This is a genomic window from Streptomyces sp. NPDC058274, assembly GCF_042881375.1.
In the GTDB taxonomy this organism is placed as follows: domain Bacteria; phylum Actinomycetota; class Actinomycetes; order Streptomycetales; family Streptomycetaceae; genus Streptomyces.
The window spans coordinates 1-22591 of the sequence record NZ_JBHVXW010000012.1 but is presented as its reverse complement, the minus strand read 5'-3'; the positions used below and the strand labels follow the sequence as shown (position 1 = coordinate 22591).

At 72.1% G+C, this 22591-nt stretch carries 16 protein-coding genes; 8 read left to right on the top strand and 8 right to left on the bottom strand.

Annotated features, from left to right (window positions below; genetic code table 11):
• Window positions 1–40 precede the first annotated feature (40 nt).
• From ACFVYF_RS23145 to ACFVYF_RS23135, 3 genes are all read left to right on the top strand, one after another.
• A complete protein-coding gene (locus ACFVYF_RS23145) occupies window positions 41–1000 on the top strand; it encodes an amidohydrolase family protein (protein ID WP_389458079.1) in 960 nt (319 codons plus the stop codon).
• Between the two features lie 40 nt (window positions 1001–1040).
• Entirely contained in the window at window positions 1041–2810 is a 1770-nt protein-coding gene (locus tag ACFVYF_RS23140; protein WP_389458077.1) for an FAD-dependent monooxygenase, read from the top strand.
• Between the two features lie 155 nt (window positions 2811–2965).
• Complete coding sequence (locus tag ACFVYF_RS23135; RefSeq protein WP_389458335.1) at window positions 2966–4114, top strand: VOC family protein; 1149 nt, start codon at window positions 2966–2968, stop codon at window positions 4112–4114.
• 87 nt (window positions 4115–4201) lie between these two features.
• Here the strand turns inward: ACFVYF_RS23135 and ACFVYF_RS23130 are convergent, their stop codons facing one another.
• From ACFVYF_RS23130 to ACFVYF_RS23100, 7 genes are all read right to left on the bottom strand, one after another.
• Entirely contained in the window at window positions 4202–4798 is a 597-nt protein-coding gene (locus ACFVYF_RS23130) for an ATP/GTP-binding protein (protein ID WP_389458075.1), read from the bottom strand.
• Window positions 4779–5159: a DUF742 domain-containing protein gene (locus ACFVYF_RS23125; RefSeq protein WP_383285733.1), complete on the bottom strand. Its 381-nt coding sequence runs from the start codon at window positions 5157–5159 to the stop codon at window positions 4779–4781. Before ACFVYF_RS23125 ends, ACFVYF_RS23130 begins: the two co-directional genes overlap by 20 nt.
• Complete coding sequence (locus ACFVYF_RS23120) at window positions 5152–5583, bottom strand: roadblock/LC7 domain-containing protein (RefSeq protein ID WP_389458073.1); 432 nt, start codon at window positions 5581–5583, stop codon at window positions 5152–5154. The genes ACFVYF_RS23125 and ACFVYF_RS23120 overlap by 8 nt, the downstream gene beginning before the upstream one ends.
• A gap of 19 nt (window positions 5584–5602) precedes the next feature.
• Entirely contained in the window at window positions 5603–8422 is a 2820-nt protein-coding gene (locus tag ACFVYF_RS23115) for a nitrate- and nitrite sensing domain-containing protein (RefSeq protein ID WP_389458071.1), read from the bottom strand.
• Between the two features lie 192 nt (window positions 8423–8614).
• Window positions 8615–9802, bottom strand: coding sequence for an NAD(P)/FAD-dependent oxidoreductase (locus ACFVYF_RS23110; protein ID WP_389458069.1), 1188 nt, complete (start codon window positions 9800–9802; stop codon window positions 8615–8617).
• 75 nt (window positions 9803–9877) lie between these two features.
• A complete protein-coding gene (locus tag ACFVYF_RS23105) occupies window positions 9878–11425 on the bottom strand; it encodes an amino acid adenylation domain-containing protein (RefSeq protein ID WP_389458067.1) in 1548 nt (515 codons plus the stop codon).
• Window positions 11422–13389, bottom strand: a complete 1968-nt coding sequence (locus tag ACFVYF_RS23100; protein ID WP_389458065.1) for a beta-ketoacyl synthase N-terminal-like domain-containing protein — start codon at window positions 13387–13389, stop codon at window positions 11422–11424. Before ACFVYF_RS23100 ends, ACFVYF_RS23105 begins: the two co-directional genes overlap by 4 nt.
• Before the next feature lie 787 nt (window positions 13390–14176).
• Between ACFVYF_RS23100 and ACFVYF_RS23095 the strand changes: the two genes are divergently transcribed.
• The 4 genes from ACFVYF_RS23095 to ACFVYF_RS23080 all read left to right on the top strand — a co-directional run bounded on the left by ACFVYF_RS23095 (window position 14177) and on the right by ACFVYF_RS23080 (window position 18650).
• Window positions 14177–15214, top strand: a complete 1038-nt coding sequence (locus ACFVYF_RS23095) for a GAF domain-containing protein (RefSeq protein WP_389458063.1) — start codon at window positions 14177–14179, stop codon at window positions 15212–15214.
• Between the two features lie 242 nt (window positions 15215–15456).
• The gene (locus tag ACFVYF_RS23090) at window positions 15457–16257 is read left to right on the top strand and encodes a VOC family protein (RefSeq protein WP_389458061.1); all 801 of its coding nucleotides are present in this window, start codon (window positions 15457–15459) and stop codon (window positions 16255–16257) included.
• Between the two features lie 123 nt (window positions 16258–16380).
• Window positions 16381–18294 (top strand): ATP-binding protein, encoded by a 1914-nt coding sequence (locus ACFVYF_RS23085; protein ID WP_389458059.1) that lies wholly within the window; start codon window positions 16381–16383, stop codon window positions 18292–18294.
• 29 nt (window positions 18295–18323) lie between these two features.
• Window positions 18324–18650 (top strand): DUF742 domain-containing protein, encoded by a 327-nt coding sequence (locus tag ACFVYF_RS23080; RefSeq protein ID WP_389458058.1) that lies wholly within the window; start codon window positions 18324–18326, stop codon window positions 18648–18650.
• A gap of 461 nt (window positions 18651–19111) precedes the next feature.
• Here ACFVYF_RS23080 and ACFVYF_RS23075 read toward each other — a convergent pair whose 3' ends face one another.
• Window positions 19112–20068 (bottom strand): lytic polysaccharide monooxygenase, encoded by a 957-nt coding sequence (locus ACFVYF_RS23075; RefSeq protein ID WP_389458056.1) that lies wholly within the window; start codon window positions 20066–20068, stop codon window positions 19112–19114.
• A gap of 670 nt (window positions 20069–20738) precedes the next feature.
• Here ACFVYF_RS23075 and ACFVYF_RS23070 point away from each other — a divergent pair.
• Complete coding sequence (locus tag ACFVYF_RS23070; RefSeq protein WP_389458054.1) at window positions 20739–22544, top strand: S8 family serine peptidase; 1806 nt, start codon at window positions 20739–20741, stop codon at window positions 22542–22544.
• Window positions 22545–22591: the final 47 nt, after the last annotated feature.

Below are 22591 nucleotides of genomic sequence, written 5' to 3'. Positions count from 1 at the left end.
CCCAGGACCGGTTCCCCGTCCAACCCGAGGAAGGACCGCGATGAGCCGCATCGACGTACATCACCATCTGCTGCCGCCCGTCTACACGGCCTGGCTGCGCGGCCGGGAGATTCACCGGCCCGGCGGCCGGGACCTGCCCGAGTGGAGTCCCGAGCGGTCCCTGGAACTGATGGACGCGCACCGGATCCGGGCCGCGGTCCTGTCGCTGTCCGCGCCAGGGGTCCACCTCGGTGACGACAAGGAAGGCCGGGCCATGGCCCGGCAGGTCAACGACTACGCCGCGTCCTGTGTCGCCGGGCACCCGGACCGTTTCGGGTTCTTCGCCGCCCTGCCGCTGCCCGATGTCGACGGCGCCCTCGCCGAGGCCGCGCACGCGCTGGACGAACTGGGCGCCGACGGCGTCTCGTTGCCGGCCCACACCGACGGTACGTATCTCGGCGACCCGGCACACGAGCCGCTGTTCGCGTTCCTCGACGAGCGGTCCGCCGTGGTGCACATCCATCCCTCGGACCTGCCGGGGCCTCCGGTGCCCGGACTGCCACCGTTCGCCGCCGACTTCCTGCTCGACACCACGCGCGCGGCGATGAACCTCGTCCTGCACGACATCCCCCGCCGCTTCCCGAACCTCCGGCTCATCCTCTCCCACGGCGGCGGCTTCCTGCCGTACGCCGCCCACCGCATCGCGGCCGCGCTGTTCGCCGAAACGGGGCGCGAGCCGGGGGAGTTGCTCGACAGCCTCACCTCCTTCCACTTCGACACCGCGCTGTCATCGAGTCCCACCGCCCTGCCCAGCCTGCTCGCCTTCGCCCGCCCCGGACACGTCCTGTACGGCAGCGACTGGCCCTTCGCGCCCGACCTCGCCGTCGGCTACTTCACCGGCCTGCTCGACACCCACGAGCAGCTCGCACCGGCGGACCACCGGGCGATCGACTCGGACAGCGCCCTCAGTCTCTTCCCCCGTCTGGCTCTTCCCCCGTCTGGCCTGACGCGTCCGGCCTGACGCGCGCGCCGCATCCGCACAGGGACCTCAAGGAGTACGCATGAACGACATCGACCTCCCCGTTCTGATCGTCGGCGGAGGCGGCGCCGGACTCACCGCGTCGATGCTGCTGAGCCGGCTGGACGTGGACAGCCTGCTGGTGAGCGCCTGGCCGGGGACCTCGGTCCTCCCGAAGGCGCATCTGCTCAACCAGCGCACCATGGAGATCTTCCGTGACCTCGGCATCGACGAGCAGGTCTACGCGGCCGGCACGCCCCAGGCGCAGATGACGCACTCGGGCTGGTACGCCGGGTTCGCCGGCGACGACCGGGACACGGGCCGCCGTATCGCGACGATCGAGCAGTGGGGCGCGGCGGGCTCGACGCCGGAGTGGACCGCGGCCAGCCCGCAGCGCCCCACCAACCTCCCGCAGCTCCGCCTCGAACCCCATCTGCGGCGCCGGGCCGAGGAGTTGGCGCAGCCGGGACGCGTCCGTTTCCACCACGAGCTGACCGACGTCACCCAGGACGCCGACGGGGTCACCGCCACCGTCCTCGACAAGGACAGCGGCGAGACCTACCGGGTGCGCTCCCGCTATCTGCTCGCCTGCGACGGCGGCCGCACCGTCGGTCCGGCGCTCGGCATCGAGACGGAGGGCATGCGGAACGTCGCCCGGATGGTCACCTTCCACATCACCGCCGACCTGTCGCGGTGGGCCCGGGACCCGCACGTCCTCATCCGCTGGCTGCATCTGCCCGATACCGGCACGGCCGGCGTCATGATCCCCATGGGCCCCGACCACTGGGGGCCGGAGTCCGAGGAATGGGTCGTCCACCTCAACTACCCCTACGAGGACGAGCGTTCACTGGACGACGAGGCCGTCGTCGGCGACCTGCGCACCGCCCTAGGCATCGGCGACCACCCGCTCCGCATCCACCTCATCAGCCGCTGGAACCTGGAGGGCAGTCTCGCCGAGCGCTTCCAAGAGGGACGGGTCTTCCTGCTCGGCGACGCCGCCCACCGGCACCCGCCCACCGGCGGCCTCGGCCTCAACTCCGCTGTCCAGGACGCCCACAACCTCGCCTGGAAACTCGCCGCCGTGCTCCAGGGCCACGCCGGCGACCCGCTCCTCGCCACCTACGAGCCCGAGCGCAAGCCCGTCACCTCCACCAACGTGCGGCGCTCGCTGGAGAACGCGCTCAACCACCTGGTCACCACCGACCTCATCGGGGGAAGCCCCGAGGCCGGCGCCGCCGCGAACTGGGACAACCTGCGCCGCGCGTGGAGCGGCCGGCCGCAGGACGAGGAGTACGCGCGCTCCGTCGCACGGGCCATCGCGTCCCAGTCCATGGAGTTCAACGAGCACAACATCGAGTACGGGTACACCTACGACTCCGCCGCCGTCCTGCCCGACGGCACCGACGCCCCCGCCAACCCGGACCCCGTCCGCATCTATCAGCCCGCGGCCCGCCCGGGCCATCCGTTCCCGCACGCCTGGCTCGACACCCTGGACGGCACAAGGCTGCCGGTGATGGACCTGGTCGCGCCGGGGCGGATGCTGCTCCTCGCGGGGGAGAACGGCGGGGACTGGATCGAAGCAGCCGCCAAGGCAGCGGCGGCGACCGGCATCCCGCTCGACGCGGTGCGCGTCGGCCACCTCGACGGCGACTACCGCGACCCGCGCTCGACCTGGACCCGGCTGCGCGGACACACCGACTCCGGCGCCGTCCTCGTACGCCCCGACCGGTTCGTCGCCTGGCGCGCCGTCGAGGCGGTGCAGGACCCCGAGGCCGAACTGACCACGGCACTGCGCCGCCTGTTCGCCCACTAAGGCCTCTCCGGTGCCGGTGAGGAGTTCGGCCCGATCCACCCGCCTCGGCACCGCGGCCACCCTCTGCGAGGAGCACAGCAATGGCGTACGACGACTCGGCACAGCCCGTCCGGGACCACGACCCGCACCGCGGACTGCACAGCGAACGGACGCCCATGGCGTACGACGACTCGGCACAGCCCGTCCGGGACCACGACCCGCACCGCGGTCTGCACAGCGAACAGGGTGCCCGGCGCGGCGAGCACCCCGGACGGGCCCGCAATCCCGTCGTCAAGGTCAGAGACCTGGCGTGGCTGGAGTTCACGAAACCCGACCTGGACCGGGCGGAGATCTTCGCGCGCGACTTCGGCTTCCTCGTCGCCCACCGCGAGCCCGACGCCCTCTACCTGCGCGGCAGTTGGACGGGCACCCACTGCCTGGTCATCCGCCGCGGGCCTGGCTCCCGCTTTCTCGGCCCGGTCTTCCAGGCCGCCGACGCCGCCGACCTGGACCGGCTCGCGGCCCGCACCGGACGGACCGTACGGAAGATCACCGGGTACGGGGGCGGGCTCGCCGTCGACCTCACCGATCCCTCCGGGCTTCCGGTGCGGGTCATCCACTCGGTGGAGGAGTACGCCGAACTGCCGTGTCAGCAGCCCCTGTTGGTGAACTCGGGTCACGCCGTGCCGCGTATCAACATCACCCAGCGTGCGCCGCGGGAGCCCGCTCGTGTGCAGCGCCTGGGCCATGTGGTCCTCTCCAGTCCCGTCTTCGGCAGCGCCCTGAACTGGTATCTGGAGCATCTCGGCCTGATCGTCAGCGACTTCCTCTTCCTGGACGGCGAGCGCGGGCGCGGCCCGACCATGGTCTTCATGCGCTGCGACCGCGGCGCTGAACCGGCCGACCACCACACGGTCGCCCTGCACCTGGGCCCGCACCGGGGATACGTCCACTCCGCCTACCAGGTCGCCGATCTCGACGCCCTCGCCGCCGGCGGCGAATACCTCGCCGAGCGCGGCTACCGGCGCTCGTGGGGTGTGGGCCGCCATGTGCAGGGCAGCCAGATCTTCGACTACTGGCGCGATCCCGACCGCTTCCTGCTGGAGCACTTCACCGACGGCGACCTGTTCGACTGCTCCGTGCCCCCCGGGTGGGCCGCCATGTCCGCCTCCGGCCTGGTCCAGTGGGGCCCGCAGCCCAGCCGCGACTTCCTCGGCACCAACCCCTCACCCGACCTGATCCGCCGGACCCTGACCGCACTGCGCGAGGACAACGAACTCGACGGGGCGCGGCTCAGGGGGCTGATGAGGGCGATGTCGGGGTGAGGGGTGCGGGGCGGCCGGAAGCGGACCGCCGCCAACCTCCCGTGGGCCAGGAGGCGGCGGAGCGGTCCACCGTGCCGGCCGGTCCGTTCAGTGGCCGCCCGTCGTGGCCAGCCGCGCCGCCGCCTGCGTCCGGGCCGCTTCCAGCACGGCGAGGAGCACCTCCTTGCTGGAGCGGCGTTCGCGGACGTCGCACAGGACGACCGGGGTGGTGGGGTCGAGGGCGAGGGCCTTGCGGACCTGGTCGGCCGTGCAGTCGCGACGGCCGTCGAAACAGTTGACGCCCACCGCGAAGGGGATGCCGCGCGCCTCGAAGAAGTCGACCGAGGCGAAGGAGGCGTCGAGGCGGCGGGTGTCCGCGAGGACGACCGCGCCCAGCGCGCCGAGGGCCAGGTCGTCCCACATGAACCAGAAGCGGTCCTGGCCGGGCGTGCCGAAGAGATAGAGCACCAGCTCGGGAGCGATCGTGATGCGCCCGAAGTCCATCGCGACCGTCGTCGAGCGCTTGGTCTCCACCCCCGACAGGTCGTCGATCCCCAGGCTCGCCTCGGTGAGGCGCTCCTCCGTCTCCAGCGGCGGCACTTCGCTCACCGAGCCCACCATGGTGGTCTTGCCCACGCCGAATCCGCCCGCGATGAGGATCTTCAACGCGGTCGGCATGACGGGCTCAGAGCTGACGGATAGCATCCATCACCCTTTCGATGGTTTCCACACTCGCCTGCTCCTCCTGTCCGGGCGGCGCCTGGACGAGGATCAACGAGGCGTTGAGCAGGTCCCCGCAGAGGATCTTCACGACGCTCACCGGCAGATCGAGACGGCCGGCGATCTCGGCGATCGCCAAGGCCCTGTCCCGGCACAGGGCCAGGATGTGGGCCTCCTCGGGCTCCAGCGGTTCGTGGTCGGTCTCGTCGGGGTCGGGGGAGAGCGCGACGACCAGCGTGATCAGCGAGAAGTTGTGCTGACTGTGGCGGGTTCGTCCGCCGGTGATGGCGTACGGCCGGACATGGCGTCCGGCCTGCTCACCGTCGAGCCAGTCCGGCTCAGGCATCCTGAACGGGACTGCCGGGCGGGCCCTGTATGCGAGGAGCGGCACTGAGGTACTTGCCGACCTGCTTCACGAGCGTGCCCATCTCGAACGCCATCATCCCGACGTCCACCTCCTCGGAGGCGATCGCCGCCAGCCGTGCACCGCTGCCCGCGGCGGTGACGAAGAGAAACGCCTTGTCCATCTGGATGACCGTCTGCTGGACCTCTCCTCCGTTGAAGTGCCGCGCGACGCCCCTGGCGAGGCTGTGCATACCCGAGCCGACGGCGGACAGGTGCTCGGCGTCGTCCCGGCGGAGGTCCTTCGACTTGCCGATGAGGAGGCCGTCCCCGGACAGCACGATGGCACAGCGGATCTCAGGGATCTGGTCCACGAGTCCGTCCAGGAGCCAGTCCAGCTGGGGGCCGGGTTGTACCTGCTCAGTCATTACTGAATGTTCCTCACAGTTAGTTGGCGCCGGGGCCGCGCGACTGCGCCTGCTGTCCGTCCGTACCGGCCGAGTCTTCGGCATCGGCGATCCGGGCCCGCTTCAGCCCCTGCTGGATGGCGATCATGGCGCGAGCCGACTGGTCGGGGGAGATGGCGCCGCTCTCGCCCCGGTCGTCCTGCTGTTTCGATGTCTGTGCCTCTGCGGCCTCCTTGCGCAACTGCTGCGCGAGGCTCGCTCCCCGGGTCCGCTGCGGAAGGACCCGGGGGGTCGTCAGCGGGCCCGAAGCGTCCTGCGCGTTCCGGTCCGTCACGGGGGCGGGACGCGTGGTGCCGCTTCCCTGGCCCGAGGATCCGCCGGGGCGCGGACGCCCGGCTGCCGGATCGGGTGATCCGGTCGTGGTGCCGGTGTGTCCGCCGTGTGCCCCCGGCCGGTCGGCTGCCGGACCGCCGTACCCGGCTCGTGGACCCGGCGCGTCGGCCGGGGAACCTGCGTATCCGGCTCGTGCACCTGCCTGATCGGCCGCGGGACCGGCGTATCCGGCTCCGGGCCGCTCGGTGCGCGGGTCCGACCCGGGCCGGCCCGGGTCGGCCGCGACGTGGGACGCGGGACGCTCCTGGGCGGGCGTCCACCCCGTGGTGGCCGGGGAGTTCGCGGCGGACCGCGGCGCCGGATGCCCGGCCGCCGCGGGCAGCAGACCCGCGCCGCCGTACTCCGGGAATCCGCTGTGGTCTCCCAGTTGGGTACGTCCGAAGATGTCCGCCCCGGCTTTTGACGCGCTCAGTCCGGCGCCTGCCGAGGCTCCCACCCCGGCGCCGACCAGGACACCCGCGGCGGTCTCGGAGCTGTCCGCCCCGGCGACCGCCGCCCGACCGCTCGCCGCGGCCGCGGACTTGAGCTGATCGAGGACCGGCGACTCGTGCTCTTCGAGCAGGGCGGCCGGCAGCAGTACGACGACGAGCGTCCCGCCGTAGACGGACTCGCGCAGCTCCACCCTGATGCCGTGGCGCTCGGCGAGCCGGGCCACCACGAAGTGGCCGAGGCGCGGGTCCTCACCGAGGGCCGTCATGTCGAGCTTCGGCGGATGGGCGAGCAGCTGGTTCGCGCGGTCGCGGTGGTCTTCGGGCATGCCGAGACCGTGGTCCTCGACATGGACCGCGAGCCCCTTGGCGACCTTCGTCGCGCTGACGAACACCTGGGTGTCCGGCGGGGAGAAACTGGTGCCGTTCTCGACGAGTTCCGCGATCAGGTGGGTGACGTCCGCGACGGCCCGGCCACTGAGGGCGAGACGCCGGTCCGCCGGCAGGTTCTTCACCTTGACCCGGGTGTACTGCTCCGTCTCCGCGACGGCGCTGCGCATCACGTCGGTGATCGAGACGGGAGCCGTCATCCGGCGGCTGGGCGGGGAACCGCTGAGGATCACCAGGTTCTCCGCGTGCCGCCGCACACGGGTGGCGAGGTGATCGACCTTGAAGATGTCCTTCAGCAGGTCCGAGTCCTCGTGCTTGCGCTCCAGGTCGTCCAGGAGCGAGATGAGACGGTGGACCAGGACCTGTGTACGGCGGATGAGCTGCGCGAAGACCTTCTCGGTGCCCTCGCGGCCGAGCGACTGCCGTACGGCGGTGTCGGCGGCGACCCGGGCCAGGTGGTCGATGGCCGAGCCGAGCCTCTCCACCTCGTCGGTGGCGTGGTGGCGGTGCGGAGCGAGCGCCTCGGGGTCGATCCGCTCGCCCCGGCCTATTCGGTCCAGCAGCTGCGGCAGCCAGGCGCCGGCCAGATCCTCGGTCTTGCGCTGCAGGTCGTTGAGGCGGCCGACCGTGGACTTCCGGCCGCGCCGGGCCAGCACCGCGCCGGCCGCCAGCGCGGCCACCGTCGCGGCCGTGCCCAGGAGCAGCTCAAGCAGCAGCTCGCCGGCCCGGTCGTCGGCGTTGCCGGCCAGAGTGTCCAGGGCGTCCGAGCCCAGCCCCTGAAGGTCGCCCACGACGGTGCCGGCGGCGTCCGGCCAGGCCGAGGCCTGCTTGGGCACGGAGGTGTCCCGGGCCGCCGCCACCGCGTCCTCGACCGACCCCACCGACGTCCACTGCGCGCTGTCGGTGATCCGTGTGTAGGAGGTGGCTTCGGCGCCGGCGAGATCCCGGGTGTCGAGGCCTGCGCGGATCTGCCGCTGGATCGCCAGATACTGGGCGAACCGGGTCCGGGTGGCGTCGCTCATCCGGTGCGACTGCAGGGCGCCGGAGAGCAGGGCGTCCTGGCGCGAGAGCATCTCGGTCAGCTGGATCACGGAGGTGGCGGCGGCGCCGGAGCGCGCGAGGCTCCCGTCGTCGCTGCGCAGGGCCGACGTGAGCAGATCGGTGCTGTCCGTGATGGTGTTGGTGAAGTACAGGAAGGTGTCGTCGACGCCGAGGGTACGACCGTCGATCGCCTCACGACGGGTCGGCAGGGCACGCAGCGCGTCGTGGAGCTTCTGGGCCCGGGGGGTCGAAGTGCCCGGCCTGGCGGAGGAGTTGCCGCGGAGCTTCTTGACCGCGGCGTCCGTCTCCTTGCGGGCGTCGTCCAGCGCCGTACGGGCCGGGCCGGTGTGGGTGGCCTGCCAGACGGCGGTGAGCCGGCGCTCGTCCTGCAGCCGGGACATGACGCCCTGCGCGGGCTGCGCGACGGACGTGGCCCGATCAGCGTCCTCGTGCAACTGGAGCTGTTCGTCGATCAGTTCGGCGGCCGTGTAGCCCCACAGTCCGGTGAGGAACACCGCGGGGACGACGTACGGCAGCACGAACGAGAACCGGAGAGATCTGCGCGGGGCGGACCGATGACGTGTCCGCCGGTCGCGGGTGCCTGACATCTGATTCCTCGTACGGCAGCGGAACATTGACAGCGGTAACGGACGGTACGAAATGCCTGACTTCCCCCCGGCGCGGCGCCTTGACTCACCGTGATCAAAAGTCGGCGATCGGTTGAACCGTATCAGGATCATCGCGCACCGTCAGCACCTGACCGCGCAACTGCCGCAGGGCTCAAAGGAGTTGACGGGAGCTCACAGGAGGGCCAGGAGTTTCGGGGTGTACAGGGCACCCGCGGAGCCGATTCCGGCGACCATGTCGAAGTAGATCGAGGTGAGTTCCGGGTCGGTCCCCACGGCACGCAGCAGGGAAAGACGCTGTTCGTGCGGCGCCAGCCGGGCGACTCCCAGCGTGGCCTCGTAACCGGGGGTGAGCACGCGGTCCCGTTCCAGGGCGTAGTCCCGCAGCGCCTCGTCGAGCCGGGCCGGATCGCCGTCCAGGTCCTGCGCGACCCGCCGTACGAGCATCTCGGCCTGGAGGAAGGCATCGCTGATTCCGCGGGCGGTGATGGAGTCCTTGTGGTGTCCGGCGTCACCCACCAGCGCCCAGCCGGGGCCGGTCGCCTGACGGAAGAAGTTCCGCTGGTCGCCCGTGCCGCGCAGGCGTTCGCTGCGCCGGTCGCCCTGGAGCCGCTCGTACAGGGCGGGGGCGGTCGTGCGGATCTGCTCCAGGTAGGCGGGCCGGGCGTCGACCCGGACCTCTTCGAAGCGGGACTGCGGGAAGTAGGCGAGGACGAGCGTCGCGTCGTCGTGGGTGGCGACGGCCGCCACCCAGCTGCCCGCCCTCTCGTACAGCTCCAGTGTGGCCGGCACGTCCTGCCAGTAGGTGTAGTAGGCGCAGGTCAGCCTGGAGTCCTGGACCGTGTACGGCGCCTCGGCGAGCCGGGCGACCGTGGAGCGCATGCCGTCCGCGCCGATCACCAGGCGGGCGCGTTCGGTGAACGTACGGCCCTCGTGCCGGCCCTCGACGCCGACGACGCGTCCGGCGCCGTCGCGCAGCAGGCCCGTCACCAGGCAGTGGTCGCGGAACTCGACGCCCGGCTCGGCCGCGGCCGACTCCACCAGGATCGCGTCCAGGACATGGCGGCGGGGGGCGTACCCGGCGCGCTGTCCCTCCACGCCCCGGGCGCAGCCTTCGAGGCGGATGTCCGCCACCTCGTAGACCGCGTGGTCCAGGGGCGGGCAGCCCGATGCCCGTACGGCCTCCAGCAGGCCCCAGCGGGCGAGCGTGGCCACGCCCGGCTGGTGGATCAGATGGGTGGAGAGGGTGTCGGAGGGGAACGCGCCCCGGTCGAGCAGGAGCACCCGGTACCCCGAGCGGGCGAGCAGCATGGCGGTGGGCGCACCGGCGCAGCGTGAGCCGACCACGATGGCGTCGAACATGAGGTGCCTCACAACAGACGTCGGGGAGTGGGGTGTTGTGCCCGCCGGGAGCCGGCCGGGAGCGGGGCCGTCCGCTCAGCGGGAGCGGCTGAGTTCGGTGAGCAGGGCCCGCCGGTCGATCTTGCCGTTGGGATTGAGCGGCAGCTGGTCGAGTACGGAGATCCGGCGCGGCAGCATGTACGGCGGAAGGCGGCTCCCCAGGGCGGAGTACAGCCGCTCGGAGACGCACCCCGTGCCGCTGACCGCTGCCCGCAGCTCGGGTTCGCCGTCGGCCGCCGGCACCGCGAGGACGATCGCGTCACGGACACCTGTCTGCTCTCTCAGCATCGCCTCGATCTCCCCGAGTTCGATCCGGTGGCCGCGGATCTTCACCTGCTGGTCGGTCCGCCCGAGATGGACCAGCCGGCCGTCCCGCAGGGCAACCCGGTCCCCGGTGCGGTACCAATGCTGATCAGTCAACGCCCCTTTCCCTTCCGGCTCCTGGGCGGCCTGGGGATCAGGGTCCAGAAAGCGGCCGGCGTTGTTCGCCGCGTCCACGTAGCCGGGGAAGCGCTGCGGGCCACGGACGCACAGTTCGCCGCTGTCGGCCTGGCGGCCGTCCTCGTCGAGCAGCAGGAAGTCCAGCGTGGGATAGCAACTCCCGATGGGAGCGGTGCCGTTGGGGGTGTCGGGCCACTGCGCCGGATCCGGCGGCAGCCGGTACGCCGTGCAGGAGATGGTCAGTTCCGTCGGGCCGTACAGAACCTCCAGCGCGCTGCCGGGGGCGGCCGCCTGCCACTCCCGGGCCGCCGCCAGCGTCAGCGGTTCGCCGCCGAACACACTCCACCGCAGCGTCGGCATGCTGCCGGGCGCCAGCGTGCCGAGCCGGGAGGCGAAGGAGATCAGGGACGGCACCGAGAACCAGTGGGTGAGCCGCAGGCTGTTGATGGTCTTCACCGGCGACAGGAGCTGACTGCGCATCGGTACCACGAGCGTGCCCCCGGCCGCCCAGGTGACGAACAGGTCGTGCACCGAGCCGTCGAAGGTGAGGTCGAAGGTGCCCGACAGCCGGCTTCCCGGGCCTATCTCGTAGCGGGACGCCACATGGCCGAGGTAGGCGGAGAGATTGCGGTGCAGGATCGGTACGCCCTTGGGGGTGCCGGTCGATCCGGACGTGAAGATGATGTACGCGATGTCGTCCGGAGCGGCTTCCGGGTGCGGCAGATCGGGTGCCGGTCCGCTCACCGGTGCCGCCGACTCCGATGGCGGCCAGGCGAGTTCGGGAACGCCCAGGCCGTCGCCCGCGCCCGGTGTGTCGGTGAGGATCAGGTCGAGCCCGGCGGCCTCGACGATCCGGGCGGTACGGGCGTGCGGGTGTTCCGGGTTGAGGGGGACGACGGTCGCGCCGGCCCGCAGGACGGCGAGATAGCCGGCGTACGCGGTCACGGAGCGGCCCGTCAGGAGGCCGACGCGTCTGGGCGGGGTGCCGGCGCAGGCCGTGGCGAGCCGAGCGGCGAGCCGTTCGGCCAGATCGCGCAGCTCGCCGTAGGTCAGCCGCTCGTCGCCCACTTCCAGCGCCGCGTGGTCGGTGAACGCGGCGGCCGAGCGGGCGAACCACGCGTACACGCTCTGCGGATCGCTCATCGGGCCGTGGCCTCCAGCGTGCGGGTCCACTGACGCAGCTCGCCCACCGTGCGCAGCCGGCCGAACTCCTCGGGGTCGATGTCACCGCCCGACCGCTTGTTCAGCTCCACCACGATCCGCAGCCTCGCCAGCGAGTCGATGCCGATCTCGGTGAGGGTGGAGCCGTCGTCGAAACGGGTGCGGGCGTGCTCGCGCAGTACCCAGGCCGCCAGGTCACCGCGGCTGTCGCCCTGTTCCTCGCCGGGCCAGTAGCGCCTGGTCTGCCAGGGATAGCGGGGCAGCGGCACGAAGCGGCCGGGCCTCCCGAACACCTCTTCCCAGTCGACCAGTTGGCCCTCGCGGTAGCGGTCGGCGACCGCGGCGAGCAGCAGCCCGCGCTCCTTCCACTCCCGCTTCAGCTTCGGTGAGGCCGCCCCGCGCAGCGCCGCGGCCAGCTCCTCGTGGGACGCGCCGACGACGGCCCGGCGGTGCGCGTGGTGCTGACGGCGGACCGCCGCGCTGAAGCAGATGTCGCGCAGCGGGTGCGCGGCTCCGGGGCCGTCGGGGCCGAGATACTCGGTGTACGAGTGCGCCAGGGCGTCCAGGGCGGCGGGGGATCGGGCGGAGAGCACCAGTACGTACGGTGTTCCGCTCGGTGCCGGCTCGGGCGCCGCGTCGACGGGGTCGGCCTGACGGATCACCACGTGTGCGTTCAGGGCGGAGGATCCCTGGCCGGAGACTCCCGCCAGGCTGGGCCGGCCGAGGTCGGGCAGATCGTGCATCTTCTCCGGCACCGTCAACGGCAGCTCGTCCCAGGCGACTTGGGGGGTCGGCGTCTCGAAGTGGAGACTGGCCGGGACTTGGCCGTGCTCCAGGCACAGCACCGTCTTGATCAGTCCGGCGAGACCGCCGGCGGCTTCGGCGTGCCCGATGTTGGTCTTGACCGAACCGACGAGCAGCGGCCGGTCCGCGGGCCGTCCCTCGCCCAGGACCTGGCCCAGCGCGCGCAGCTCCAGCGGATCGAGTGCGGGGGAGCCGGCGCCGTGTGCCTCGACGTAGTCCACGTCGGACGGCCGGACCCCGGCGTCCTCGTAGGCCCAGCGCAGCACCTCGATCTGACCGGTCAGGGACGGGTTGAGCACCGAGTCGCTGGTGCGGCCGTCGTTGCCGACCGCGCTGCCCTGGATCACCGCGCGGACGCGGTCCCCGTCGGCGAGGGCGTCGGCCAGCGGTTTGAGGACGACGACGGCCACCGCGTCACTCGGTGCGTGTCCGTCGGCACTCGCATCGCCGAATCTGCTGCGGCCGTCCGCGGCCAGGGTGCCCGCCTGCGTCATCATGACGCCCTCGTCCGGGCGGAGCTTGAGGTTCACCCCGGCGGCCAGCGTCAGGCGGCTCTCTCGCGCTCGCAGGCTCTGGACCGCACGGTGCACGGCCACCAGCGAGGAGGAGCAGGCCGTGTCCACGAGTTCGCAGGGGCCGCGGAAGTCCAGGACATGAGAGAGGCGAGCGGGTATCAGGGAACGGAAGTTGTTGAACTGGGAGGCGGTCACGGCCTCCAGGCCCTGACGGAACGTCAACTCGAGGTAGTCCGCCCGGGCGTTGCCGACGAAGACTCCGGCGCGGCTGCCGGCCAGGAAGTCGGGGCGTTGCCCGGCGTCCTCCAGTGCGTCCCAGGCCGTCATCAGCAACAGCCGCTGCTGCGGGTCCAGTTCGACCGCCTCCGTGGCGGACATCCCGAAGAACTCGGCGTCGAACTCGGCCACTTGGTCCACATAGCCCGCCCGGCGACTGCCGATGCGACCCGGTCCGGGCTCGGGGGAGTACAGCGCGTCCACGTCGTAACGTTCAGGTGGAGTCACGCTCGTGGCGTCGATGCCGTTTCTCAGCAGCTCCCACAGTTCATCGGCCCCCGACGCGCCGGGCAGCCGGCAGGCCATGCCGATCACCGCCACCGACCGTGCGTCCACGTCCGACCTGCTCATGAGAACTCTCCTTCTGATACTTCCCGATGGCCGTGCGTCAACGGCGAGTTGACCTTGTTCCCTGGCACTTGCCTGGTCTCACCCGGGTGTGCGGCGCTCCTGTGGGGGATCGCCCCGGACGCCGGCGGGCCCTCCGTCCTGCCGCAGGCGCACGGAAAGCCGGCGGTTCGGCCGGATGCGGACGGGTTACGAGGTGAGCGGAGCCCTGGACGTCGTCGTACCGGGCTCGTCGTTCAAGCAGGCGGTGTGAGGTGTCGTCCCCGACCGGGTCGGCGGACGGTCGCTGGGGAAGTGGCACCAGGTCGCCGTGGGCGGCGCCGATCGCGCGGTCGTCGGTCGTGGCGTGAAATCGTGCATGACACGTCGGCCGACAACAGCCTGTCGCCCGCGCCCGTGACGGGATGCCCGCGGCTCGAACCCCACCTGACCCACGCCGCTGTGCCCTCTCTCGCAGCCCCGTACCGGTCCTTGCGCACGGGCCTTCGTCCGACGGCCCGTCAACTCGCACGCGCCATCGTCGTAAACCGGCCCACCGCACGATTGTCGTATGCGGAATCGTTTCTGCCCGTTCCTGAGGGAAGGTTTGGCGGGAAGTGATCGGCCGAGGTTGAAACCTGAGATTATTTGGACAGATTCCCAGGTTGGGTACACGTGACCACGAACGGGACAGGGTGGCCGCGGAGCGCCTTGCCGCTGACCGCGAGGGTGTTGCGAGTGTGGTGAGTGATGGCGAAATTACCCTGAGGGACGAGCCACGGAGGCTCGGATTCTGATTTCATCTGACTTCATGGATCCCCTGTCATCCGATCAGGCCCGACTCGCGGGCGAACAACGCAGGCTTCGACTGCAGGTTCTCGGCCTCAACAGCGTTGACGCGGAGGAGACTTTCGACCGCGTCGCCCGGCTTGCCGCCAGCTTCACCCAATCACCTTTGGCCATGGTCAACTTCATCAACGACGAGCGGCAGATGTTCCGCGGCATGTACGTGCCGCCGTCCTCGCCCGACGACCGGTCGAACGCCACGGGGGGTGGCATCGTCTTCGACCTGAGCAGCGTCGCCCGCGAAGCCCCCGGCGACTACGGCTTCTGCCCCCACGTGGTGGCCCAGGGGTCCCAACTCGCCCTGGACGACGTCTTCGACTACCCCAGGTTCAAGGGCAACCCGCTGGTCAACGACATGGGTGTGCGCTCCTATCTGGGCACACCGCTGCGCGACAACACGGGCATGATTCTCGGCACTGTGTGCGTGGCCGACATGGTGCCGCGCACCTGGGACCGCAAACTCCGCGAAGGCATGCAGGAGTTGACGGAGACGCTGCTGGCCGACTTCAAGCTGCGCGACAGCCTGCTCGCCCAACAGCAGGAGCTGTTCGCCGTGTTCGACGGCGCCCCCTTCCCCATCATGCTCACCGAGGGGGCGAACCACCTGCTGCGCTACGCCAACGGCAAGCAGGGGGCCGCCTTCGGGATGGCCGCGCAGTTCAGCCCCGGACGCATGGCGCTGCCCGGTCTGGAGGCCGTCGGCGTCTTCAACGCGATGGACGACGCATTCCACTCCGGCCAGGCCGCCACGCTGCCCCGGGCGACGCTCACCACGTACGACTTCCACGCGCCCCAGGACTTCAGCTTCCTGTGCACCCCCGTGCGCACCTCGCCCGGGGCACCGATCAGCGGGGTCCTGACCGTGGCCATGAACATCACCGGCCAGGCGTACCCCGGAGCCGACCAGCAGCAGTTCGCCGCCAACGTCCAGGAACGCTTCGAGCGCCTCGGCTCCGGCGGGATCCCCGGAGCGCGGCCGGACAGCGCCGCCTACCCGCGCTGAGCCCGCCGCCTCCCCCGCCCCCGTGACCCGTCCAGCCGCAGGTCAGGGCGGTGGGATCGGGGGGTGGGGACCCGTCTGGGCCGCCTACGGTGCGCGGGGTGGCGGGGCGGGAGATGCTGGGGCCGACGGGAGTGCGGTTCAGGCGCGGGCAGAGGTCGGCCGCCGCCGGGCGGCACCGTGTCCGGGACGGTTCCCGGTGCGGTCGCCGGCCCGGTGCGCGGTGGGACCGGGACGGTACGGCGATGCAGAGCGACAGAACGCTTCACGGCGAGGTCATTTCCAGTTCCTCGGTGTTCGGCGCGCCGTGCTGGGTCAGTCTGACCGCGCGCGACCTGCGGGGCGCGGAGGCCTTCTACCGGGCCGTGCTGGGCTGGGAGTGGCGCCGGGGCGGGCTCGGCGACCAGTTCAGGATCGCCCATGCGGACGGCGTACCGGTCGCCGGTGCCGCCGAGGTGGCCGCCACCTGGCAGATGGCCGTCGCCTGGACCTCGTATTTCGCGGTGTCCGACGCGGACGAGGCCGTCTCCCGCAGCCAGGAGCGCGGCGGGACGACCGCGGTGGGCCCGATCGCCTTCCCGCCCGGCCGGGCCGCCCTGATGGCCGACCGCGACGGAGCGGTCTTCGGCCTCTGGGAGGGCGAGCTGCCGGCCGGCTGGGAACGCTGGCGCCAGGCGGCGCCGGCCTTCGTACGGCTGCACACGCGCAACGCCTTCGACGCCGCGATCTTCTACGGCGAGGTCCTGCAGTGGGCGTCTCCCCTCGCCGGGTGCTGCGAGGTCCTCTACGACGGGGACGAAGTCGTCCTGCGCAGCCGGGGTGACGTGGTGGCCCGGATCCACTCCGGCGCGGTGGAGGCGGCGCCCGACCCGACGATCAGGCCGCACTGGCAGGTCCACTTCGCGGTCTCCGACGTGGACGCCTGCGTCCGGGCCGCGCTCGCCCACGGGGGCGATCTCCTCAAACGCGCCCCCGACCAGGCGGAGGCCGTCCTCAGTGACCCCGACGGGGCCCGCTTCACGGTGACCTCCCGGTCGGCTCCCTGAGAGCGCGCGGCGCGGGGCCGTCCGGGGGCGAGCGGTGAGTAACTGACGTTCCGCGTACGTAGTTGATGGCGTGTCACCGAGAACGGGGCCGAGCACGTTGCCGCGGAGGGATCCATGCCATCCATGCCCGAAGGGACAGCGGACGCGGTGTGCTGGGTCCTGGCGGTCGGCCTGCTCGCCCTGGTCGTCCTGCTGATCGGACAACGCGGAGTCATCACCCTCCAGCGCGACCGCAACGCCCAACTCGCGGCGCGGTTGCGGGCGTGGGAGGAAGAGGTACGGCACCTCGTCTCGGTGCGGTTGCCGCGGCTGGAGGACGTGCGGCTTCCGTCGGCACGTGACGGCGGCGGCCCCGTCGGCTGTGCCGGATCCCTCATCCGTGCCGGATCCCTCGACCGCCACGTTCTCTTCGACCGTGACGTTCCCTTCGGCCGTGCCGGATCCCTCGACCGTGACGTTCCCTTCGACAGTTCCGGATCCCTCGTCCGTGACGTTCCCTTCGACCGTGCCCTTCCCTTCCTCGACACCGGCTTGCTGGACGCGCGTCTGGCCGATTCCGGCTTCGCGAAGTGTCTCGACGGCGTACTGGAGCGGTTCTCCGATGTCGTGGAGGATGCGCAGGTCCGGGCCGGCCGTTCCGCGCGGGCCGCTCTCATCGGGGCGTTGCGCCCGGTGCGGGAGCTCGCCGACGAGCAGCAGGCAGCCATCGCCCGGATGCAGGAACGGCACGACGACCCGGACGTCCTGGGCGATCTGTTCGACATCGACCACACGAACGCCCTGCTCGCCCGGCGGGCCCAGGCCGTCGCCGTGCTGTGCGGCTCCTCGCCGGGGCGACGGCGCACCTCGGCCCAGCTGGTCGACGTCGTACGCGGCGCCGCGTCCCGCATCCGCGACTACCGCCGCATCCGGGTCAACGGAGAAGCGGACCTCACCGTGCTCGGCGGCGCGGTGGACCCGGTGGTCCTCGCGCTCGCCGAACTGCTGGACAACGCGGTACGCCACACCTCGCCGGACGCGACGGTCACGGTCGACGTCCGGCCGGTGCGCAACGGCGCCTGCGTGGTGGTCGACGACGCGGGACCCGGCCTGGACGCTGACGCGTCCGCGTATGCCGCCGAGGTGCTGTCCGGCCGTCACCCGGTGGACATCACCAGTCTCGGCGCCCCGCCCCGCTTCGGCCTCGCCGTCATCGGCGCACTCGCCGCACGCCACGGGTTCGCCGTCTCGGTGGACACCCGGTCTCCGTACGGGGGTTCCCGCGCCGTCGTCTTCCTGCCCATGGAGCTCCTCACGCCCGTGGCCTCCGGCGCCGGGCCGGAGCCGGGGGACGGGGGCGGCGGTTCCGGCGGGAACGGTACGGCGGGCCGGCGGAGCGAGGGGAGCGAGGGGAGTGGGAGCGACGGGACTGGCGGGGCTGACGGCGCTGACGGGACCGGCGGGTTGCCGCGTCGACGCCGCCGTACGCCCCGGAGACCGTCGGCCGTGCGGGCCGGGGAGGGCGTGGAAGCGGAGGAGACCGTGGAGGCGGAGGAGGCCGAGGGGGCCTCGCAGGCCGACCGGCCGGGGGCGCCCGGGCGGGTTGCGTCCGGTGTACGGACCGATCCCCAGGACAGTGCCGTGCGGCGGCCCGAGTCGCCCGGCCGGCCCGCTCCCCGGATGCCGGTCGAGCCGGTGGAGCCGGTGGAGCCGAGCGAGCCGAGCGAGTCGAGCGAGCCGACGGAGGGTGCCCTGAAGACCGATGCCGTCGGGGAGGAGACCTCCGGTGCTGCTGGTGCCGGCCCGGACACCCGCTCCCCGGTGGGCGCCGAACCGCCGTGCCCCACCGGCAAGGTCACCGGCCACGGCACCAAGTCATCCGGTACGGGCACCGCCCCCGGGACCGACAGCGCGATCGTCCGTTCGGCCGAGGAGAACGCCCGGCGTATGCGGGCGTTCTCGCTCGGACTGCGTCGGGGGCGGGCCGAGGAAGGCACCTCCGACGGCTTCGCGGGCGACCGCGGACTCGTACGGCGGGACACCGGCGGCAAGCCGTGACGCCCCGGCGCCACCCCGAGGAGCGGCTGGTGCGGACGTACGTGGTCACGGACGGGCGGGCCCGTCCCACCCGCAACACCCTGGAGCCCGACACGCTGCTGGTCGCCGTCGACGATCCGCCGGCGGCCTGCCCGAGGTCGGAGAAGCGTGGGCTGCTGGAGCTGTGCCGACGCGGCGCGGTGTCGGTGGCCGAGGCTGCCGATTATCTGGAACTCCCGGTCAGCGTCACGAAGGTGCTGGTCGCCGACCTGGTCGACGACGGACAACTCGTCACCCGCGCGCCCGTCCCGGCCGCCAGGCCGACCGACCCGCAGATCCTTCAGGAGGTGCTCGACGCGCTCCGCGGCCGGCTGTGAACCGTACGGCGGCGGATCTGTGGGCGGCCACGGACGGGGCGGCCACGGAACAGGCGGCCACGGACGGGAGGCCACGGATGCGGCGGCAGAGCATCGCCGCGGCGACCTTCTGGGCCCCGCCGGGCAGGGCGCGCGGTGTTCGGCTTCGCGCCCAACTTGGTTTGTCTGTACGGCGGTTGATGAGACCGGGCCATGTCCGGCGCCGCCACCTCGCGATGCAGGGCCGGTCAACCTCGCGATGAGGTCCGGGCCACCTCACGCACCAGGGTCAGCCACCTCACGATGCAGCCCGGCCCACCTCAACCTCACGAGGCAAGCCCGCCCTACGCCGCGACGCGAGCCCCGTTCACCCCGCGACGTAAGCCCGGCCCACCCGACGTAAGCCCGGCTCACGTCCCGGCGCCCTCGGCGGCCCGGCGCCCAGCGCAGCCCCCGGCCCCGTCCCGGGTCGCAGCCCCCGACTACCTCCCCGGACGGCGGCGGAGCCGAACCGCGAGGCCGGCCGCGAGGGCGAGCGCCGCGGCTCCGCCCGCGATCAGCGGCAGCGCCGCGGAGTTGCTGGAGCTGCTGTCCGCGACCGGTTCGGAACGGTCGGCCGCGGCGCCCTGGTCGGCCGTCGGCGTGGCCGGCGGACGAGAGGCCGGCGCGGACTCCGCTGCAGACTTCGACGGGCTGGGCGTCTTGGAGGCGGTCGGTGTCCTCCGTCCCGCCGCGGCTCCCGCTCCCGCGCCCGCCGCGTCGTCCGAGCCGGCTCCCGCTCCGGTCGCGGAGCCGTTCCCGGCCTGCGGGAACACCACGTCCGAGCAGGAGTAATACGTGTCCGCGGTACTGGAGTTCTGCCAGATCGTGTACAGCACGTGATGTCCCGACCGGTCGGCCGGGAGCTTCGCCTTGATGCGGTAGGCGCCGTTCACCAAGGACGGGTCGGTGGCGGTCGCGAAGGGTGTCGTCGGCAGGTCGGACCACTTCAGGGGCTTCGTCGGGTCGTAACCAGGCTTCGTCAGAAACAGCTTGAAGGTGCCCGTGTGCGGGATCGTCGAGCTGTAGGCGAGGGTCAGCGGCGCGCCGGGGGTCAGGCGGGTCGAGGGCCAGTCGGTGCGGGCGAGGTCGAGGCCCTTGTAGGCGGGCAGACCGCCGCTGCACAGCTGCCCGTCGGGGATGAGCCGGCGGTCCTGGCCGTTCACCCCGCCGACCCGGAGGTTGTCCCAGGCGGTGAAGGGGGCGCCGTTCGCCGCGATCGCCGCCCTGCAGGCCGCGGACCCGGTCCGGCTCCCGCCCTCCGGTGAACACGCCACGACCCGGCTGACCGGATCCGTCGGCGCGCCGTGGGCCTGGGCCGGTCCCGCGGCCCACGTCGTCAGCAGAAGCGGGGCCGCCACGGCGACAGCGGCCGCGGCGGCGGTGCGGTGTGCGGTCATCCGGTGGGGCTCCTTGGGCTGTTGCGGCGACGGGGGCTGAGAGGCGGAGGGGCGGCCGGCGCGGCACGCCGACGCGCGGCTCGGCGGGTGCCCCGTGGCACGGGGTCGTCGTCCACCGGCGTACGGAGACCGCTCCCTGTTCCCTGTGCAGTACGGGAAATCGGGGGCGCGTGTTCAACGAGCCACCGGTCGCCGCCAACGCCCGCCGCGGCCACCGATGTCTCCGCCACCGACGTCCGGTGCGCGCGACGCCCACGTACGGCAACTTCTCATCGGCCCGGGCCCGGCGGCCCCGCCGTATCGGGCAAATCAGCAACCCGGGTCGACGGCAACCAGCAACCCGGCCGGCTCCGCCGGCAACCAGCAACCCGGCAATCAGCAAACCCGGCTCCGTCAGCAACCCGTGAGCGAACATTCCGCTCCCCCTCGGGCGCCACGCCCCCACCCCAAGGGTGTTTTCCAGCCAGATCGAGGGTTTCCCCTGTATCCGGCCCACTCACCCGCTCCCTATCGTTCGAGCACAGCCGACCCACAGGCAATCCCCGGAGGGGCCCGGCTCGCGTACGGCCGGCCGCCGCGCATCTGCTCGATTCACCCCCCGCCGCTTCGAGGACGAAGCGAATCGACCGTTGCTCCGCGCTGCCCGGAGCCGGCCACGAAAGGCAAGCCCTTGCGTACGTCCCCCTCCCGCACCGCCGGACGGAAGCTGATATCCGTCGCCGCGGTGTCCGCCGCGCTGGTGGCCGGAATGGCCACCTCGGTCGCCGTCGCCCAGACCCCCGCCGAGCAGTCCGGGACCACGGCGCCCGCCGTGAAGACCGCGGCCGCCCCCGCCGAGCGCCTCATCGTCGGCTACAAGGCCACCGCCGCCGAGGCCAAGTCCAACAAGGCCGCCTCCGCCGATGCCGAGGCCAAGGGCAAGGAGGCCGGCGAGGACCTCGGCTTCCGGCGACGCCTGGGCACCGGCGCCGCCCTGGTCGACCTCGGCGACCGGCTGAACAAGGCCGACGTCGCCGACGTGATGGCCGAGTACCGGGCCGACCCGCAGGTCGCCTATGTCGTACCGGACCGGCTCAACACGCCGCAGGCGGACCCGAACGACACCGAGTACGGCAAGCAGTGGGACCTGTACGAGACCGCGGCGGGCATGAACGTCCCGGGCGCGTGGGCCACCTCCACCGGCAGCGGTGTCACCGTGGCCGTCATCGACACCGGCTACGTCACGCACTCCGACCTCGCGGCCAACATCGTCGGCGGCTACGACTTCATCTCCGACACCGCGGTCTCGGTGGACGGCGACGGGCGCGACAGCAACCCGGCCGACCCCGGCGACTGGTACGCGACCGACGAGTGCGGCGCCGGCACCGGCTCCAGCGGCTCCTCCTGGCACGGCACGCACGTGGCCGGCACCATCGCTGCCGTCACCAACAACGGCAAGGGCGTCGCGGGGATCGCCTACGGAGCGAAGATCTCGCCGCTGCGGGTCCTCGGCAAGTGCGGCGGCTACGACTCCGACATCATCGACGCCATCACCTGGGCATCCGGCGGCACGGTCTCGGGCGTCCCGGCCAACACGAACGTCGCCAAGGTCATCAACATGAGCCTCGGCGGTGCCGGCGCCTGCACCTCGGCCACTCAGACCGCCATCAACGGGGCGGTGAACCGCGGTACGACGGTCGTCGTCGCGGCCGGCAACGACAACGCGAACGCCTCCGGTTTCTCCCCGGCGAGCTGCAGCAACGTGATCACGGTCGCCGCGACCAACCGCACCGGCTCCCGTGCCTCGTACTCCAACTACGGCTCGATCGTGGACATCTCGGCGCCCGGCGGCCAGACCAGCACCGGTACCGCCAACGGCATCCTGTCCACCCTCAACTCGGGCACGAAGACGGCGTCCTCGGAGTCGTACGCGTACTACCAGGGCACCAGCATGGCCACCCCGCACATCGTGGGCCTGGTCGCGCTGATGAAGTCGGCGAACCCGTCGCTGACCCCGGCCCAGATCGAGTCGGCGATCAAGGCCAACGCCCGTGCCCTGCCCGGCAGTTGCTCGGGCGGCTGCGGTGCCGGTCTCGCCGACGCCACCAAGACCGTGCAGGCGGTGAGCGGTTCCGGCGGTTCGACCGGCGGCACCACCTTCACCAGCGCCTCCGCTGTCGCCGTCCCGGACGCGGGCTCCGCAGTCGAGTCGCCGATCACCGTCAGCGGCCGCAGCGGCAACGCGCCCTCCGCCCTTCAGGTGGGCGTCGACATCACCCACACCTACCGCGGTGACCTGGTGATCGACCTGGTCGCGCCGGACGGCTCGACGTACCGCCTGAAGTCCTCCAGCACCTCGGACTCCGCGGCGAACGTCAAGACGACCTACACGGTCAACGCGTCGGGCGAGAGTGCCAACGGCACCTGGAAGCTGCGCGTCCAGGACGTCGCGGCGCAGGACACGGGCACGCTCAACAGCTGGAAACTGACCTTCTGACCGCCACCCCCGGGGGAAGCGGCCGGCCGACGCGAGCGGGCGTCGGC